This window comes from Streptomyces sp. NPDC060366 (assembly GCF_042725135.1).
Taxonomy (GTDB): domain Bacteria; phylum Actinomycetota; class Actinomycetes; order Streptomycetales; family Streptomycetaceae; genus Streptomyces.
In genome coordinates this window covers 39,253-55,644 of record NZ_JBHXDC010000019.1, presented here as the reverse complement: position 1 = coordinate 55,644, position 16,392 = coordinate 39,253, and the positions used below count along the sequence as shown (strand labels likewise).

Below are 16,392 nucleotides of genomic sequence, written 5' to 3'. Positions count from 1 at the left end.
GAGGAAGACGGTGACCAACACCCGCACCGACGTGGTGATCCGCACCTACGGACCCGGCGAGGTCCCGCCCCTGATGGACGTCGTCGCCGACATCTGGGCCGACGCCCACCCCGAACTGGTCGACACCCCCGGCGCCGAGACCGCCGGCCTGTCCGTCCCCGCACTCCACCAACAGATCACCGGCCACCTCAAGAAGACAGGCTTCACCCTGGTCGTCGCATACGCGGACGGCACACCCGTCGGATTCGGCTACGCCTTCCCCTGCTCCGCCGCCTACTGGTTCGGCCCCGGCCTCATCGACCAGGTCCCCGAAGGCGCCCGCACCGAACGGCTGATGGGCCTGTGCGAACTCGCGGTCCGGCCACCCTGGCAGTCCCGCGGCATCGGCTCCCGCCTCCACGCCACCCTCCTCACGGCCATCGCCCCACGCTGGTCCTCGCTGCTCGCGCTCCCCTCCAACCAGCGCGGCCAAGACCTCTACGCCCGCCTCGGCTACCAATACGCCGGCCCGTACCGGAACACCGCCGACGGACCCGAATTCGACCTGCTGCTCCTGCGGATCACCCCGGACGGCGCGCCCCCGCCATGACGGGCCGGTCCTCTCGGCACTGGCCCAATTGGGGGACGTCGACGTGGACCAGGCGGCGGCCGTCACTTCCGTACGAAGGCCACTCGGTCCGGGGCGAGTTCTTCCGCAGACACCCTCGTAGGGAAGTAGTCGGCGCCCGCCACCCCGCTGATCGCGATGCTGACCTGGGAGTTCACGTACTCCGGGGGCGTGGACCGATGCGACCTGAGGCGCGACCAGGAGCGCGACCTGAGGCGCGACTTGAGAGACGACCTGAGGCGCGACCTGCGCGGTATCAGCCGTTCACTCAGTGAACGCCCCGCCGCCAGGGTGTAAAGCCACCCGTACACCGGCCTGTCACACCGCCTGTCCTGCTCTCCGTCCCGACCTGCACAATCGCCCTTCCGTCTCTGAGACCACCCGCTCCCTTCGTCCCTTGAGAGTGGGTGGTCTCGGAGACGGAAGAGGTGAAGGTCGGGACGGAGAGCAGGACAGGGGTCGAGGGCTGGGCTGAGGGTTCGGCGGAGGGAAGGAGGGTTCGGCCAGACAGCGGTGCGGCCTTGGCGTGATCATGTGCGTTGCCGAGACGCTGTTGATCATGCCCAGGCCGCGAGGCGAATCTGATGCACGAGGCTGTCAGCGCCCGCATCGTCGCCGGCGCGAACAAGTCGGCCGGCACCGACGCCGTACGCAGCGTCCGCAACGAGGAGTTCATGGACAACAGATGCAGTCCGGTCAACAGCCGGGTCGGCACGCTAGGCCGATCGGGTGACATGGCAACCTAGCCCTTATGGCATATGTCGGGATCCTGCGTTACTGGACGTATTCCAACCAATGGGCAGCCCGCACCGCTGGGGAAGCGTGGTGCCATGTGGGGCTGTTGTCCTCCACACGTGGGGAGGGTGCAGGTCCGCCGGTCTCACGATGGGCACCTCAACGGGGGTTGGATCGCCAGTCGGTGCTGCTTACGCGGCGCCGACTGGTCTGCTGTGCGCCGGCCGGTCGGGGATCCAGGGCGTGCGCAGGGCCCGCCGTGGCGCGCAGCCATTTCACGGAAGAGGGCGGTGTCTGCCGGTTCTTCCTCTGTGCACGTCTACGAGGGAACTCCTTTGACCTGGCGTCACGGTTCTGCCGTCAGTCCTTCTACGCCGCGCCCCCGCCCTCAACGGTGCCGACCCGCCCCAGGCCCGACTGCCGGTGGCAGGTGGTCACACCGACCGATCTGCTCAAAGGACGGGGAGTTCACCGATCACGGAGTTCACCTCGGGCGGCACGAGCAATCCCGTCGCCTTCACCTATGTCGCCGCGCCCACCCTGACCGCGCTGGGTGCCCAGCGGCGGTGATCGTGGCCGCGGTGGGCGGCACCGGCCCTGGGCTGACCTACACATGGGTCGCCGCGCCCGGCATCTGACACGCCGACGACCGGGAAGGAGCCGCCACACAGCACGTACGGTCCTGTGGGCCACTCTTCCGCCCGGTCGCCGACGACCGTTTCGGGCTGCTGATCCAGTCAGGCTATCTCGGGCGCCGCCTCCCCGGACGGCGAAAGAGATCGCCATAGCGTGAAGCTCCACGGCGCCCGCGCCCCGCGGGCCCGGCGACAGAACAAGGAGCCGAACCGGTGAACATCACACCACGCAGAGGGAGACTCGTCGTCGCCACAGCCCTGGCCGCCGTGCTGGGGCTGGCCTCGCCGGCCTGGGCCGTACCGTCGAGCACCACGGTGACGGCCACTCCGCAGTCCGCCCAGGTGGGCGCCTCGGTGCTGCTGGCGGCCACGGTCGACTGTCCCGCCGACCCCACCGGCGGACTCGGCGTGACGTTCTTCGACGGCAGCACCGAGCTCGACACCGTGCTCGTCAACGCCAACGGCCAGGCGAGCTACAACACCACGTTCACCACCGTCGGCTCGCACACCATCACCGCCGCCTACAACGGCACCTCGGAGTGCGACGCCTCCAACAGCACCACGACCGTCCAGGTGACGTCCGCCCCGACGCCGCCCGGTCCGAACCCCGGCTTCTGTCTGCTCGCCTGCGGCGGACTGATCAACTTCTCCACCGGTGACATCAACAACACCGTCAACATCAACAAGAACAAGTACGGGAACCAGCACAACGGACGTCCCCACTAGGGTCTGAGCGGGGTTCGGATCACTGGGCTGAGCATTCCCGCTCCGAGAGGGTGTCGGCTGCGGCAGACCGGATGCGTGACGCGTGGTGCCCTGACCGATGCAGAGTGGTGTCGATCGAGCCGCACTGCCGCTGAGGGTGTCCGGGCCGATTCCCGACCTGCGCCGCTACTTCAACGCGCACGAGGACGATCAGCCCCGGCGGACCAACCCAGAACTTCCACGCCGACCGTTCCGTCCTGAGTCCGCCAACCTCGCGCTGCACGATGCGGGATTCACCGCCGAAGAGAAGTACTGCGGCTTCACCCGGCCGCGAGCCGGTTCAGTTGCACGGTGACGCGGTCGGGTTCAATCTCCCACGATCGGGGGCAACTTGCGCCTCACCGACCCCGCAGGCGTGTGCGGACCGGCAAAGTTCGATGCCGCGCGCTGGGTGACACAACCCGCCTGGCGATCACCGGCCCGGGCGCCTTGGCCGGCCTGACTGAGGCGACCAGGTCCGCAGACCCTTCACCGAGCCGACGTTTGCTCGATGTGTGCGTGACGGTCGAACTGCTGATTGAGATTCGGCATCGGGCCATCAGCCCGCACGTGTTCTCGGTATCGGGGCTCCAGCCCAGACCTACAGCGCCGATACCCGTCGGCTCGCCGAGCCCGGGCCGGTCTCTAACGGGTGAATCGAGGCAGCCACTTGACCTGGTATCCGAGACGGTCAGCGTGTTCCGCGGCCATCTGCCGGACGACGAACCCGAGCCCGACGGCGCGCCCGGACGGGAAGTCGCGTGCCGGGCTGTCGGTGTCCATGTCGGCTACTTTCGCGTACTCGTCGAGGAGGACCCGGCTCCTCTCCAGGCGGCGGAGCGTGCGGGCCGGGTCCTGGCGGGCGATGTGCTGGTCGTAGCGGATGGTCGGCACACTGAACGCGACGCCGCCCGTGCGGTCGTGTACTTCGCCCGGCAGCCCGGACGGACATCGCCAGAAGTCTCCGCCCGCGCCTTTCGCGATCTCTGATTCCTCATCGAGGCCTGCCATCACAAAAGCTACCAACTTGGCGTTTTCACTCATGCGGGAACCGCTCCTTTATCGTCACGGGCCGGGGTGATGCCGCCCCGTCAGATGGCAGGTGGAACGACTTGGCTGTAGCCAGCGCCGGGCATGTGCCGCCGGGGGTCGTGACGTTGGCCGGCCCGGCGATCCCGGGGCGGGCCTGGACGGTGAGCCGACTGTCCGAGATGAGGGTGAACGTGGTGGGAGCCGAGCCGAGGATCCCGGCGGCGGCGCCGGTGCGGTCAGACTGACGGTGTTGCAGTCCGGATCCCGTTGCTGGTGCCTCCGGGGCGGTGACGGTGACCTGGACTTCCCGCCCCCGGTGGGGGAGACAACCTTGCTCCGCGTACTGGAGTTGACGGTGCACGAGGGCGCGGCCGCGGCGCCGAACCCCACACCGGCCAGATTCGAGCCGGTGAGCGTGACCGTGGTGCCAGGCGCCGTCGGGCCCGAGGTCGGGAGAAGGAGCTGACCGTGGGCACGACAGCGGCCGACGACCGCTCGGGGGAGGCGGAAGGCTGGTGCGCGGAGTTGTTCAACGGCGTGATCCCTAGGAAGGAAGAGCTAACCCCGGCCGAACGGAAGAGCCAAACCCGGGGCTCGTCTGCGAGCGCCGCACCCTGAGAGCCCGCCCAGGTGCGAGGGGGAGCGTCACCCGGGCGGGCGGTCTGCGGGGATGGGTCAGATACCGGGACCGGCGATGTAGGTGAAGCCGCCGACCTCGGTGGCAGAGCCGCCGCTCGTGGTGACGACGACATCCACGGCACCGAGGGCTCCCGGCGGGGAGACCGCTGAGACGGTGGTGTCGTTGATCACCACGAACGGAGCCGGGACGCCGCCGAAGGTGACCGACTGCGTGGTGGTGAGACTGGTGCCGGGGATGGTCACGGCGGTTCCGCCGGACACCGGACCGGAGTCGGGAGTCGGGGCGTCAATGGTGGGGCCGTCGACGTAGGTGTAGGACAGGCCGTTGTTGGTGCCGCCTGCGGTGGTGACGCTGACGCCGACCGATCCGGCCGCCAGGCCGGTGGGCACGGTGACGGACAGCTGGCTGTCGCTGACCACGGACGGGGTCGCGGAGAGGGTACCGAAGGTCACCGCGGTGGCGGTGGACAGGCCGGTGCCGTTGATGGTGACGGTGTTCCCGCCCGCGGTGACGCCGGAGACGGGGCTCAGGCCGGCCTTGAACGGCGCTCCGATGTAGAAGTACGCCAGCGGGTTGCTGGTCCCGCCGGGGGTGGTCACGGTCACGTTGACCGTACCGCTCCCGGAGGGGGCGTTGACCGTGACCGAGGTGGCCGTGTTGGCCGTGATGGTGGCCAGCTTGGAACCGAAACGGACCGCCGTGGCACCGCTCAGGCCGGTGCCGGTGATGGTGACGACGGTCCCGCCACCGGTGGATCCCTGGTTGGGGGAGATAGGCATTTGACTGCCTCCTTCATGAAGACATAGCGAATGGGAGGGGAGAACCGGCGCCGCACAGGCGGCCGTTCTCCGTGAGCGCGTGGTTCGCGCGAAGGCCCGGCCGGGTTGTCTGCGGGGCTGTCAGCCCGCGCAGGCAGGAACACTTCCCGAGGGGGCGTAGTTGTCCGGCGTGTTGCGGCTGCCATTGCTGGCCGGCAGGTTCACCGCGCCGGAGTTCCTGTGGACGCCGCAGCCGGAGCTGGTGGCGGTATTGCCGGTGATGGTGCTGGCCGTCAGCGACACAGCTCCGTTGTCGGTGTGGGTGCCGCGGCCGGCGACGGCGGTGTTGCCGGTAACCCTGCTGGACGTCAGTGACAGCGCACCGCGCCGGTTCGGGATACCGCCGTCGTGGTACGGGGCCACGGCGCTGCCGCCGCGGATGGTGACCGAGACCAGGTTGAGCCGGCCCTGGGTCCCCGGAACATTCGCGTTGCCGTCGACTTCCAGTGCGCTGCCAAGGGCACTGGTGAGCGCGTGCGTGCAGAACGGGGCCGGTGCCAACGTGCCGCCGCCGGCCGCGTTCGCCACGTTGATGGCCGTCGCGGAACTCTCGTTGCACAACACGGGGATCTCGGCGTGCGCGGTGTCCGGGACCGCGACCAGCCCCGCGGCCAGGGCGGCGACGACGAGCACGGACCGGGGAGCAGGGACAATTGGCATGATGCCTCTCACGGCGTTGCGTGAGCCGCCGTACCCGCCCGCGCCCAGGAACGGCGCTGACGGACCGATTCACATCATCTGCTGGGGGAGTCCGGCGCAGGGCACCACGGCCTTGCCGTGACCGGGCCCCGGGACCGGGGCAACGGGCAGGCCGACTGTTACTCCCCCGGAGAAGATGGGCGGCCCACCGGTTGAGCAACCAGTAGTCCACCGGGCTGAATGCGCCAGCAAGAGCCCTGACGCGAAGTCACCTGGATGGCAGAGCGCGCGCGATGAGCCGGGGCACGTCGCCTACCACCCCCCGCTCCCCCTCCTCAGCGCATTTCACCGCCTCACCGCCACGGCGGCGCTGCCGACTGTCGAGGGTTGCTCACGGCTACCGGCCAGACGCCGCGGCACAGCGACCGAAGCGACGCAGCGAGGTTCAGTCGCTTCCCCTCCCGTGAACCGAGAGGCACAGAACGGAAGTTGCACGACAGACAGCGACCGAAGCGACTGAAGGCCCCCATCTATGACACACACCTGCGCGCAGGTTTTCGTCATAGTTCGAGGTTCGTCGCTTGCGTCGCTCTCCTCCCCGCGATCACCGCTCTGGCCTGCGGTCCTGTCGCCCCCGGGGGGGGCAGCGACTGAGTCACTGCCCCCGGGGGTGGGCTTCGGTCGCTGCACCCGAGGGCCGCGGTCAGGCTTTGGGAAGGGTCATACCGAGTTCACGCATGGCTTCGGACGGGGGCCCGCCCTCGGAGCGCTGCGTTTTGTAACCCTTGGCGCAGGGGGCGAGGGTGCGGGGGTCGACGGCTTCGGACGGGGCGGCGGAGGCGTAGAGGCCGTCGGGCTGCCCGTCACGGTCGTGGGGCAGAAGCCAGAAGACGCGGCGCAGGAAGGTGCCGGAGGCACGTGAGGAGCGGGCCGTGGGGCCGAGGACGGCATAGCCGACCATGCGGCCGTGACGGTGGTAGGCAGGCTTTCCGGAGCGGCTGGGGAGCCGGTCGAGGCTCTGGCGGACATACTCCAGTTCGTCGGTGTCCTCGAGCCAGACAAGGTCGCTCTCGTGAGCGAGTTGACCGGGCTCGATGAAGGAGCTCATGCGTTTTCTCCCAATTCAGGGTTCAGCCCGATACCGGGGTAGAACTTGCGCTGGTTCGACAGGATCATGTTCTTGGGTGTGGCGATGCCGACGGTCTCACGCACCCGTGCGGCGAACGCCCGTGAGGAGACCGGATTGGCGCCCTCGAGCTGGCACCAGTTCCGGTAGCTGCCGTAGAGCTGGGCCTGTTCCGCGCGCATGGCGGGGTCCACCGTGCAGCACTCGCCCAGGAACCGGCCCATGTGGTCCTCGGTCTCCGCGTACGCGTCGGTGGCGGTGCGTACGCGCGCGGGGCCCGTCAGGTCGCGGGGGCCGTTGAGATAGCGGCGGGCGCCGGTGACGAGCCAGTGCAGGATGCCGGGTCCTTCCTCCGTGACCAGGACGTCGGCGAGGTTGTCGACCTTTCGGTCGTCCGCGACGATCCGCTCGAACGGGATCAGTCTCATCCGGCGCCAGAACGCGTAGCCACCCGTGCCGACCTCGGGGCGGTGGTTGCCGAGCAGCCACAGTTTGTGGGTGGGGGTGAAACTGAAGAAGTCCTGCCGCATCCTGCGGGCCTTGATCCGGTCCCCACCGGTCAGCAGCTTGACACGGGACTCGTCGAAGCGGTCGCCTGGCTTGAGCTCGGAGCAGACGATGATGCGTCGGCCATGAAGCTCGGCAAGGTCCGTGGGGTGGCCTTCGAACGGCCGCGCCATCAGAAAACCGGGCGGGGCGGCATCCGCGTAGTCACCCAGGAGTTTGACCATGACGTCCAGAAGAACGCTCTTGCCGTTCTTCCCCTGCCCGTACAGGAACGGCATGATCTGCGCGCCGACATCCCCTGTGATCGAGTAGCCCAGCATTTCGTGCAGGAAGTCGATCATCTGACGGCCGTCGGCGTCGTCGCCGAACGTGTCGGCGAGGAACTGATGCCAGCGCGGTGTTCTTATCTGCCGCGCCTCGACGCTCGTGGCGCGCGAGTGGTGATGCCTCTCCGGATCCGGCGCGGCGACCAGACCGGTATTGAGGTCGACCACCCCGCCCGGTGTGCACAGCACGTAGGGATCCCCGTCCAGCAGTGAAGAGCTGAGAACCATCCCCGGTGCGGCCTTGGCCTGTCTGAGCATGGCCTGCATCCCGGACGTCGACAGAGCCCGTCGCCGGTACCGTCGCAGATCCGACCCGACGTGCCGGCCGTGCGGGTCGGTCTCCGCCAGTCTCTCGGCCAGCTCACCGGCCGCCCACAGCACGGTGTCGTCCTCATCGATCTCCCACCGGTAGCCCGACCACCGGTACCAGCCCAGGCCCGGCACATGCCTGAAGTCCCGCCCGTACAGGGCGACGAACAACTTGGCGTTGCCCCGGTCGCTGAGGCTGTCGGGCACCAGACCGTGCTCAGTTACCCGCGTGAGCGCCGACACGTCCTTCCTGAGGGTCTGCGCCGGGACGACGGTGGCCGGGAAACCGCGCAGAATCCTCTGCGCGACTTCCTGAGGGTCGAACAGCCCTTCGTCGTGGCGCGGTCCGTGATTCACCCTCGGTCTCCCAGCCTGAGGGGACGGCGGCTGCCCGCGTCCATACCGGACTGGACGATTCGCCGTGCGTCGCGTTCCTGCCCCGGGCGCACGTGAACCGCTGCTGCTACGAGGGCCGTTTCCGCTTCCGTCGCCACAAGATGTCCCGCGGCGACCAGGCCGCCCACGGTGTAGGCGGCTCGGTTGAGCTTGTCGTTGAAGCCTGCCCCCTCTGCCACGGCGGCGCAGTCGAGGACCGGGGCCAGGACGGTGGTCAGAGTCGCTTGCGCGAGGCGGGAGCCACCACCTGCGGCCAGGACAGCCTCCCGGGCACGCTGCGGCACACGCGGGGCACCGTCCCGAGGAGCGGGTGGCGCTGGACGGTGACCGGTCCGGGCGAGTTCCACGGCGATCCAGTACGGCAGCGGCGCCGGGCGGCGTACCGGCCCAAGGGCCCGGTAGGTCCCGGCGGTTGTCCTCGTCCCGGGCGCGATGATGTAGCCGCCGTGGGCGCGCACATCCACTTGCCAGGCCAGTGCCCGGCCCGGACTTGAGCCCGATGAGCACCGCCACGCGTGCCCCGGACCTGCGGCGTACCAGATGTGCAGCCCTCCGGACGGAGTGCGCACCCGCAAGGTCGAGCTGTCCCGGGCTGGGTCTTCCGCGCCCCGCAGCGCCGCCAGGAGCGCGAGGCTGTGAAATCCGTGCTCGAGTCCTTGCAGTGACACCGACGGAGGAATCGGAATGCCGGGCAGCAGCCGGTCCCGCTCGGGCAGCGGCGTCTCGTGGGCATCGACATCGATCACGACCAGACCAGCCGGCCCGCACGCGATGCCTACCCCGAAACCAGGCTGCTCCGCCCACCACCTCCGGATACGGCCGGCATCGACGGTCGCGGCGTGGAAGCCGTGACACCAGCGGCCGCCCCGGATGCACGGGCACTCGCGGTGGCTGTGGCCCGGGCGCCGGCAGTCGCGGCAATTGGCCGGGGGCGTCTTGCGAAGCGGGGCGAGCGGATGCACCGGCCAGCCCTGCCGAGCGCACCACAGGGCGATCGGCAGAGTGACCGGCGGCGGTGCCGGTTGAGACGCTGCGGTCCGGCCTGACTTGCTGTCATAAATGTGCAGCTCAGGAACCATGCGCAACTCCTTTCAGCGACTGAAGCGACTCAAATTCCATATTTAGTCGGGATGGGCCGAGGCGCCCAGAAAACGCACAGGAGCCACCGACCGTCCGTTGACCTGGCGCACCGGAAGACGGTGGCGAGAATTCGAAAATTCGGACATCGCTGGCGAGATCTCGTCAGGTATGAAGACGTCGCGCGGCACCCTGGCGCTTCGTTTCAGCTCCATGACTAAGCCCCTCGCCGGGATGCGACTTCAATTGCTTCGGTGAGGCTGCACTACTTCATAACTGGGCGTCAAACGATCACGCCAATGCGGCGATCGGAGTCACCCGGTCGGTTGTTCAACAGGCCTGCTCACAGTGCACGGTGAGGCTGCTCGACCTCGCTCGTGGACCGGTGGTTCGCGGCTTGATGATGACCTCACCCTGTGTGAAGGTGCCATCCTCAACCGAATCGGATGGTGCCGGTACCGACGCCCTCTCGGGTGCGGTTATCCGGCGATGTAATTCCTCACATGGTCGCGCCGAACAGGTTACCGAAAAGACGGACCCCGCTGCTGGTCATGAAAGAAAATCAGAAGCGCTTCACCGGGACGTGAACTATGCGGAACCGTTTCTTTCCGTCTCCGCGACCGTGCGCACGCTAGGTTTACTCCGTATCGGGCACCTGATGACGGGCCTCCCATCCGGAGGAGACGTAAACCTATTGCTACAACTGCGCCATACGGGTGACGGCCTGTCATTTCCATTGCCGTCATATGCGGTGCGGGAAGATAGTTATCGCTATCCAAACCGGTGGGCCGCCCACCCTCTCCGGGGGAGCGGCCGCTCATGTATCTCGTAGCTACCCAGGTGTGAACGAGGCCTGGAGAGCCACCGGGTGGGGACTGCCGCGATGGGCACCCCTGTGGGAGGGGTTTGGATCCGCCAGTCGGCGCCGGTACGGTGCCGACTGGCGCGGCGGCCCATGTGACCTCTTTTGGGGGCACCATGCGAGCTTCCCATCCATGGCGATCCGCTGTCGTTGTCTCTGTCCCGGCTCTGAGGCCGGCGAAGATTCCGACGGCCGCCATCCGGCCCCGGACTCCCGTGCTCTGCGGTGAGATCGTTCCGGCTGACGCGGCGATAACACCGTTCGGCGGGGATATCCTGCCGCTCTCGGTCCGCCCGCTCGTGGGCGGCCACGGCACGGAGCGGTCGGCACCCGGAGCCCGCCTCTCCTGGCACCGGAGCACCGGCCGGATGCCGCCCTTGCCCGGCCCTCCGTCTCGCTCGTTGCTGCAGTCCTGGCGGTCAACAGGCCCGGTCCGGCTTCACCTTGGGGCGGGAACCCCGTGACGGTCAACAGCGCCGGCCCCAGCGACGTCACTGCGGTGCGACCGGCATCCGGTTCGGCGACTGCCGCACCGGATGCCGATTCCGCCGGGACGGCCGTGTCTTCGGCCGGCACCCACACTGTCTCTGCGACCGTGACCGTTGTCCGCGGACCTGGCGGTCAGTCGCCGCCTCCCGGTGGGCGGGCCGCTCATCTCACGCCCGAGCGCCGCGGCCGGTGGCAACACGATCGGCGTCGACGGTGCCGTTCCGACGTGCGTCACCGGAAATCGCGGCCGGAACGGGCCCCGGGCCGAGCCCGCCGCCGCGGTGGTACCGCGGGCGATTCGCCTCACCGCCTCGTACGCCGGCCCACCGTGCCGCGACGGCCGGCAAACACTCCGCTTCGTACCCGCCACCGCACCAACCGCCCTGCTCCCGGCAGGGTGTCCCCGGCATGCGAGCACATCGGTGTACCGGAAAAGCCGCGGCCGGCGGCTTGTGCCACACCCCTCCGGGAGCGCAAACCCGCCTCCCCGTCACCTGAGCACAGCTCAGGACGAGAGGAAGAGCCATGCTGCCGACTACCTCACGCTCGGGGGTGCAGATCGTACTGTCCCCCCGAGAGATCGAACAGTGGCCGAAAACAGCGTCGGCCAGGGCTCTGGCCTACGGCTGGCCCACGAGACAACCGGCCTCGTTCCGCGTGCCGACCCTGACGCGAGCGGTGCCCGTCTGCCGCCATCTCGCCCGGCTGTGGATGGATTCCGAGGACATTACGGACGAGAGTGCCCGCGGCGCGGCCTTACTCGTGATCTCGGAGCTGATGACCAATGCCATCGTCCACACGAGCAGCATCTCGATCACCAGTCGCCTGCGGAAGGCCGCTGACTGGCTCCTCGTGGAAGTCCAGGACGAAGGCGGAGCAGCGTCCGCTCCGCCTCCACATGACGCCGACTACGCCAACGAACACGGCCGCGGACTGGTGCTGATCGCGCAGTCGGTCCAGGCCATGGGGACCCGGCTGGAGTCCAACGGCGGCCGCACATTCTGGGCGCGGATCTCACTGACCGGGTGAAATCCTTCCGGACGCCGGTCCGCGACCGAGCCGTCCATTTCGCCGACAGAGGCGCCAGGAGGACAAGCCGGGCCCCCGGCGGCCCGCGCGCACGGGCCGCCGGGGGCCATGGCTCCGTCTCTGGCCAGCACCGGGCCCTGGACGTATCGGTGGGTGGACCAGCTGCTCGTCCGGGGCGCCGTCTCTCCCACCGCCGGGGAAGCCGCGGGGGACATTCCTCCGCCGGGCGATCGACCGCTTGCGCATCGAACGTGCCCGAAGAGGCGGCTCACACTGATCTCTCGCCGTTCGACCGGGGCAGCCCGGCTCGATGGACGAGGCGGGCAGGCGTCGCGGATCGCGGATCTCAACTCGACAGCGTCAGGCCGGCCGGTCCGAAGCGGTTGGACGCCGCGCACGCTCCACAACAGGCGGTCCGCCGTCACGTCTTCGGTGCCTCTGCCGCGAGCGGGCCGGTCTTCCCGAAGCGCCCCTGATTCCAGCAGGCGCCGGTCTGCGGAAGGAATCCGCAGACCGGCGCTGTTCAGCCCTGGCCAGTCGGCGTGCGATGTGGCGGCGGGCGAAGGTGTCGCGGGTCAGACGTAGGTGTAACCGCCCGGGACGGTGGCGGAGCCGTACGCGGTCGTGACCACGACGGGGACGTTGCCCGTGGCGGCACCGGTCGGGGTGATCCCGATCAGCAGGGTCCCGGTCGGGTCGGCGCCCACCACGGTGGCCGCAACTCCGTTGACGGTGACGGTGCCACCGGTCAGGTTGGTGCCGGTGATCACGAACGGGGTGCCGCCGATGACGGAGCCCGAGGCCGGGTTGATGCTGGCGGCGGTGGGAGGCGTAGGCGTGGGCGTGCCCAGGTAGGTGTAGGACACAGAGTTGCTTGTGCCGCTGCTGTTGGTCACCGTGACCGGCACGACGCCTGCGGCGTGCGCCGGTACCACCACCGTGACAGTCAGTCCCAGCAGGTCCTGCGAGACGATGGTGCCCGGGGTGGCGCCGAACATGACGCTGGTGGCTCCGCTGAGGCCGAGCCCAAGGAGCTGGATCGTGTTGCCGCCCGCGGCCGGTCCGGCGCTGGGCAGGGCCGCGAGGAGCAGCGGGCCGAAGGGGAACGGCAGTGGGGCGGCCGACCGGGACTGGTCGGACGAGACGACGGATGTGGACATGACGGGTCCTCCTGCGACAGTGAATGCGTACGACGGACCGTTTGCGGTCCGTGCGGGGAGTGGCCGAGACCGACGGCGGGTCTCCCTCATCCCCGCCGTGGGGCCGGGGAAGTGAGGGAGAGAAACGGCTCTCTCGGCTCCTGGGAAGCCGACAGGGCAGTGGTTGCGGTGGAGGGTCCCTCGGCCAAGGGGCTCGACGGAGACCAGTGGCCGAGGGCATCAGCCGCGACGCGAGGACCACCGGCCGGCCTCAGGCGAGGCGGGCCGCTGTACCGAACGGCGTCGGCAGCGCCCACCAGTTGGTGGCTCTCCCGGGAAGCCGCTGCAGCGGCGGCTCAACTCGCCGGGCCCTGCCAGGAGGGAGGGTCCAAACGGGTGGGCCGACTACCGAGCTCCCCGGAGAGGGATGGGCGACCCACCGGCTGAACGACTCCAGTAATGCCAATGAACGAACCGGCATCAACCCCTGTGCCGATCAGTCACCCGGTTGGCCCAGTGCGCCATCCGCCCGCGACGGCGCCGGGCGGTCAGTGCCGCGGTTTTGTCGCCGGCGGAAACCCGGCGGCGTTCGGCCCTCCGCGGAAGGTTCTTTCTGCCGTGTCGACACCCTCGCGAGGTGGTGCGGTTCCGCCGACACGATCTGCCGCAGATCATCGCACCGTGACCAGTCATCACATGACATTCTATTTGGTGCACGGCAATTTCTTCGAGGCATCTTGATCACAATCGACTCGAAGCAGATGCGCACGCAGAGAGGCGATCCGGGGAGTTCCAGGGCAAATCAGGACAGGGATTTCCCTCATTCGGCGAATTGGGCCATATGGGTGAACTGTTAACAGTTTCATTGCGGGAAGGCTCCTCTCCATGGGACAACCGATTTGAATCCAAACCGGTGGGCTGCCCTCCTCTCCGGGGGAGCGGCAACCGATGATCCGTCGAAGAGCTGACCAGTCCCTTGTGGGCAGCATCGAGATCGTTCGTCGCAATGACGCCCCTCGGTCGGGAAGAGGCGGCTCGCATTACCTCGTTCTAGGGGCACCATGCGAGCTTCCCGTACTGTCACTCCCCCGCCGGGGGGCCTTTCTTCTCTCGGACCGGCCATGACACTGCCGGCCGTCCGCTCCTGGTTCCCCGCGTCGCACCCCGAAAACATGCTGGTCAACGCAGTCAGCAGGGCATACGCAGTGCACTGTTACATCGTGGCGTTCGTATCGCCCCGCACGAGGATTCGACCGCCAATACCGGTGCCGCCACCGGGCCGGGTACGGCGTCACAGACGCTGACGGCTCCCACGATGGGTTTTATGGACCAGTTGCGCGGTTTCGTGGCGCTCACTGTTCTGTGGTGGCGGAGTTTCCGATTCCGACCGGGAAACCGTGACCGAAAGTTGTCGAACCGGCGCTCCTGCTGATCTACCGGTGCCGATTCTCTTGACTGGAGAGTTCTATGCCGCATCCGATTCGCGTCATGCTCAGCGGGGGGCCGGACGGCTCTCCGCCGACCTGGGTAGTGGATTCACTGGAAAGTGAACCGCGAGTGAGAGTTCTCCGGGGCAACGGTTACGAGCATTTCGAGTTTTCGAATAGCCATGCCGAATTCGATGGTGAACTTCTGCCGGTCTACCGCTGGTCCTACCGCACCTACATTGCCGAATAGAACCGGCTCGAATCTGCCCGACTGCGGTGCGGGCTCTCTTCCTCCGCATCTCATGGTGCTTACACATGGGTGCGATCGATTGATCCGGAGGGATCAAAATGATGACTTTTCCGTTGCGCGCAGGTGCATCGTGAGCGGGTCGGCCGCCCCCTCGGGCGGCGGCCGGCAAGCCCGGGACGTCGTGGTCACCGGTCTCGGGTTCTGCCTTCCCGGTGACGGGCGGCCCGTCTTCACCGCGGACGATGTGTGGGACGTCGCCTCCAAAGGCGCCAGCCGCCTTCTGCAGGACGATGCCTACTACGGCTCCGTACACCTGACGGACGCGATGTTCAACGAACGCCTCCCCGACATCCCCCCCTTCTTCTCCCGCCACTACACCGCGGCACACAGGTTCGGCCTGGTGTCCATGGCGGAGGCATGCTCGGACGCCCAACTGGATCTTTTCTCGGGCGAATTGACCGACGCGGCGATCCTGGCCGGGCGCGGTGGCGTGGACGCGAACATCGACAGCTATCTCGCCGTGCTGCAGGCCGACCCCGAAACCCTGTCCGTGCCGGAGGCGCTGGAGCTGTTCGTCGCGGCGGAACAGGCCGTCACTCCCTCCGACGTCGCCCTGGTCCAGGGGTCGCTGGCCCGCTCGAAAGGCCCCAACTTCACCGTGTCGTGCGGCTGTGCGTCATCCGCAGTGCAGATCGGCAACGCCCGGCGGATGATCGCCGGAGGCGAGGTCGACATCGCCGTCGTGACCGGCGTCGACGTCTTCAGCGTCAAACTGATCCGTAACATCCAGCGCCTGCTGCGGGGCGCGCAGAAGACGTACGACACCATCCGGTCGGACGACATGCCCGAACTCCTGCCGTCCTTCGACTCCCTCATGCGCCCGTACGACCGGCGTGCCGACTGCATCAACCACGGCGAGGGTTCAGTGACCGTCATCATGGAGAGCCGGGAGCACGCGTCCCGGCGCGGCGCATATCTGTACGGTCAGGTGCTCGCCCAGGCCACGACCCGGGACGGGCTGGCCAACCCCCTGGCGTCCGAGGAGACGGGCAGCGAACTGGTGACTGCTGTCCGCCGGTGCCTCGGGGACCGGTGGGAGATCGGCCAGGTGCCCTACGTCCACGGCGGCAGCGACGGCAACGTGGTGGTTACCGCCTTCGAGGCGAACGCCATCAAGGAACTGTACGGATCCGCCGCGCAGGACCTGCTGATGACCTCTCAGGAAGGCTGCTTCGGACACAACGGGGCGCCTGCGGGATGCCTGGGTGTGGCTCTGACTCTGCTCATGATGGAGCGCAGTGAGGTATGCCCTACCGCGAACTGCGAGCAGCCCGCGGACAACCTCACCTTCGACCCCGTTCCCGGCGTACTCACCCGGCCACTCGACTTCGACTACGCGCTGAGTTTCAACTACCAGGTCGGCGGGGTGAAGAGCGCGATCCTCCTGGGAAGCCCCGACGCCTGACGCCCGCCGCCCAGTAGTCCTCAGCTGCCCTGGGTGCCGGCCGGCCGGTCCCGCCGGCATGGCACCCGCGATGCCGGATGAACGCCGACGCAGCCGCATGCTCCCGCCCGTCTGAGTAGTGAACTGACAAGGAGAACTCC

Annotated in this window: 14 protein-coding genes; 7 read left to right on the top strand and 7 right to left on the bottom strand. The window is 68.3% G+C overall.

Going from position 1 to position 16,392, the window contains the following annotated elements; translation table 11 throughout:
- Positions 1–10 precede the first annotated feature (10 nt).
- The 4 genes from ACFWHU_RS32030 (at position 11) to ACFWHU_RS32015 (ending at position 3,037) form a co-directional block, all read left to right on the top strand.
- Entirely contained in the window at positions 11–589 is a 579-nt protein-coding gene (locus tag ACFWHU_RS32030; RefSeq protein ID WP_387229133.1) for a GNAT family N-acetyltransferase, read from the top strand.
- A gap of 602 nt (positions 590–1,191) precedes the next feature.
- Complete coding sequence (locus ACFWHU_RS32025; RefSeq protein ID WP_387229131.1) at positions 1,192–1,353, top strand: hypothetical protein; 162 nt, start codon at positions 1,192–1,194, stop codon at positions 1,351–1,353.
- An 837-nt stretch (positions 1,354–2,190) separates the two neighbouring features.
- Positions 2,191–2,703 (top strand): Ig-like domain-containing protein, encoded by a 513-nt coding sequence (locus tag ACFWHU_RS32020; protein ID WP_385799982.1) that lies wholly within the window; start codon positions 2,191–2,193, stop codon positions 2,701–2,703.
- A gap of 97 nt (positions 2,704–2,800) precedes the next feature.
- Complete coding sequence (locus ACFWHU_RS32015; protein WP_387229129.1) at positions 2,801–3,037, top strand: hypothetical protein; 237 nt, start codon at positions 2,801–2,803, stop codon at positions 3,035–3,037.
- 329 nt (positions 3,038–3,366) lie between these two features.
- Here ACFWHU_RS32015 and ACFWHU_RS32010 read toward each other — a convergent pair whose 3' ends face one another.
- The 6 genes from ACFWHU_RS32010 to ACFWHU_RS31985 all read right to left on the bottom strand — a co-directional run bounded on the left by ACFWHU_RS32010 (position 3,367) and on the right by ACFWHU_RS31985 (position 9,593).
- Positions 3,367–3,765, bottom strand: coding sequence for a DUF6221 family protein (locus tag ACFWHU_RS32010; RefSeq protein ID WP_387229127.1), 399 nt, complete (start codon positions 3,763–3,765; stop codon positions 3,367–3,369).
- Positions 3,766–4,428: 663 nt separating this feature from the next.
- On the bottom strand, positions 4,429–5,172 hold the full coding sequence (locus ACFWHU_RS32005; RefSeq protein ID WP_387229125.1) for an IPT/TIG domain-containing protein: 744 nt from the start codon (positions 5,170–5,172) through the stop codon (positions 4,429–4,431).
- 120 nt (positions 5,173–5,292) lie between these two features.
- Positions 5,293–5,844 carry a hypothetical protein gene (locus ACFWHU_RS32000; protein ID WP_387229123.1) on the bottom strand — a complete coding sequence of 184 codons (552 nt, stop codon included), beginning with the start codon at positions 5,842–5,844 and terminating at the stop codon, positions 5,293–5,295.
- Positions 5,845–6,553: 709 nt separating this feature from the next.
- Entirely contained in the window at positions 6,554–6,958 is a 405-nt protein-coding gene (locus tag ACFWHU_RS31995; RefSeq protein WP_387229120.1) for a DUF6009 family protein, read from the bottom strand.
- A complete protein-coding gene (locus ACFWHU_RS31990; protein WP_387229117.1) occupies positions 6,955–8,475 on the bottom strand; it encodes a phage/plasmid primase, P4 family in 1,521 nt (506 codons plus the stop codon). The genes ACFWHU_RS31995 and ACFWHU_RS31990 overlap by 4 nt, the downstream gene beginning before the upstream one ends.
- A complete protein-coding gene (locus tag ACFWHU_RS31985; protein ID WP_387229115.1) occupies positions 8,472–9,593 on the bottom strand; it encodes a bifunctional DNA primase/polymerase in 1,122 nt (373 codons plus the stop codon). The genes ACFWHU_RS31990 and ACFWHU_RS31985 overlap by 4 nt, the downstream gene beginning before the upstream one ends.
- Positions 9,594–11,467: 1,874 nt before the next feature.
- Between ACFWHU_RS31985 and ACFWHU_RS31980 the strand changes: the two genes are divergently transcribed.
- On the top strand, positions 11,468–11,971 hold the full coding sequence (locus ACFWHU_RS31980; RefSeq protein WP_387229113.1) for an ATP-binding protein: 504 nt from the start codon (positions 11,468–11,470) through the stop codon (positions 11,969–11,971).
- A 575-nt stretch (positions 11,972–12,546) separates the two neighbouring features.
- Here the strand turns inward: ACFWHU_RS31980 and ACFWHU_RS31975 are convergent.
- The gene (locus ACFWHU_RS31975) at positions 12,547–13,131 is read right to left on the bottom strand and encodes an IPT/TIG domain-containing protein (RefSeq protein WP_387229110.1); all 585 of its coding nucleotides are present in this window, start codon (positions 13,129–13,131) and stop codon (positions 12,547–12,549) included.
- Between the two features lie 1,446 nt (positions 13,132–14,577).
- On the opposite strand from ACFWHU_RS31975, the gene ACFWHU_RS31970 reads away from it, so the two are divergent.
- Both ACFWHU_RS31970 and ACFWHU_RS31965 read left to right on the top strand, forming a co-directional pair.
- Positions 14,578–14,787: a DUF5988 family protein gene (locus tag ACFWHU_RS31970; protein ID WP_387229108.1), complete on the top strand. Its 210-nt coding sequence runs from the start codon at positions 14,578–14,580 to the stop codon at positions 14,785–14,787.
- A gap of 130 nt (positions 14,788–14,917) precedes the next feature.
- Positions 14,918–16,252, top strand: a complete 1,335-nt coding sequence (locus ACFWHU_RS31965; RefSeq protein ID WP_387229105.1) for a beta-ketoacyl synthase N-terminal-like domain-containing protein — start codon at positions 14,918–14,920, stop codon at positions 16,250–16,252.
- Positions 16,253–16,392 lie beyond the last annotated feature (140 nt).